1 protein-coding gene is annotated in these 1,640 nt (G+C 57.9%); it reads right to left on the bottom strand.

All coding sequences use genetic code 11. The features are described 5' to 3' along the window. Positions 1-302 precede the first annotated feature (302 nt). Positions 303-1,640, bottom strand: a 1,338-nt coding sequence (gene murC, locus ACE4YL_RS02720) for a UDP-N-acetylmuramate--L-alanine ligase (protein ID WP_461369159.1), incomplete at its 5' end; no start/stop codon positions are given.

The following is a 1,640-nucleotide window of genomic DNA, read 5'->3' as shown; positions in this document are numbered from 1 at the left end:
AGCCATTCCGTCTTTCTGCAGCAAGCCAATCTTTTTCCGGCCCAGCGGCAGCCCCAGCTCAGAGTTACCGGTAATTACGGTAACCTGGTGCCCCTGTTGAATAAGGCGACGGCCGATCTCAAAAAAGCGTCTTCCCGGCATAGAGCCGTTAACGGCAAAAAATTGGTGTAGTATTAGGATGTGCAGTAACCTGACCCCCCTTACGCGGTTCAGTTACCAAGTATACTTCGTTGCAGTAGTTTGTGATAACCGTTTAACGCCACCTGCAGCCATCTCACCAACCACAATTTTTGAAATGATAGTCAAGCTTGGGCCAGTTGATAGGCCAGGCCGCTGATATCGCCGGCCCCCATCACAATAATCAGATCACCGGGACGGGCCCAGTCCAGGGCCATTCGGCCCAGCTCAGCCATCTCATCGCTGTAGTAAACCGGATGGCCCTTAATTTCGCTGATGCGCCGGGCCAGGGCCTCAGAGGTGATCCCTTCCAGCGGTTTTTCACCGGCAGAGTAGACCCGGTGCAGCAGGACCAGGTCGGCATCATTAAACGAGCGGGCAAATTCCTCAAAGAAGTAAGCGGTCCGGGAATAGCGATGCGGCTGAAAGATACAGCAGACCCGTTTACCGGCAGCACGGGCTGCCTCCAGGGTCACCCTTACCTCGGTGGGGTGATGGGCATAATCATCGATAATCGTGACCCCGTTAACCTCGCCTATAACTTCAAAGCGCCGCTTGGCGCCGCGAAATTCGGTCAGGGTTTCAGCGCATCGGCCCGGGTTTAAGCCGAGCTCCGCCGCCACCGCCAGCGCCGCTACGGCATTGCTGACGTTGTGGCGGCCGGGCACCCGCAAGTTAACTGTTCCTATAAGCGGTTCGCCGCGCCGATATAAGGTAAAGCTAGAGCCCAACCCGGTCAAAGCAATCTCGCGACCGGTGTAATCGGCCCCGTTCTGAGCAAGGCCATAGGTGACTACTTTTTGATCTGATTGGTGAGCTAATTCCCGTAAAAAAGGATCATCAACGCAGAGCACGGCCCAGCCGTCCGGATGCAGGTTTTGCAGAAAGGCTTCATAGGCCCGCTGCATCAGGCTAAAGTCATTCTGGTAGTGCTCCAGGTGATCGGCTTCCACGTTGGTAATCACGGCAATGTGCGGGCGGTAGCGCAGGAAAGAATGGTCGCTTTCGCAGGCCTCGGCCACAAGATACCTGCTTTGGCCGAAGCGGGCGTTGCTCTGGAAAGAGGAGACTACGCCCCCGATCAGGGCGGTGGGGTCAAGGCCCGCAGCTTCAAGAAGCAAGGCGATCATCGTCGAGGTGGTTGTCTTGCCATGGGTTCCGGCTACGGCGATGCCGTAATGGCTGTTAATCAGGGCGGCCAGCAGCTCGGAGCGGTGCCAGACAGGGATGCCCCGTCGGCGGGCCTCCTGCAGTTCGCAGTTGTCCGGGGGGATAGCCGTTGAGTGGATCACCAGTTCGCTGGAGCCGATATGATCAGGATGGTGGAACAGCTTAATCTCGGCACCCCGGGCAGCCAGCTGCCGGACCAGCGCCGAGTCGTGGATATCTGAACCGGTTACCCGGTAGCCCATCTGCAGCAGCACCTGGGCTAGCGCGCTCATGCCGTAGCCGCCGATCCCGAT

The organism is Candidatus Darwinibacter acetoxidans (assembly GCF_041936445.1).
In the GTDB taxonomy this organism is placed as follows: Bacteria; Bacillota; Limnochordia; order Darwinibacteriales; family Darwinibacteriaceae; genus DTU010.
This window is presented reverse-complemented; position numbering and strand designations above follow the sequence as displayed.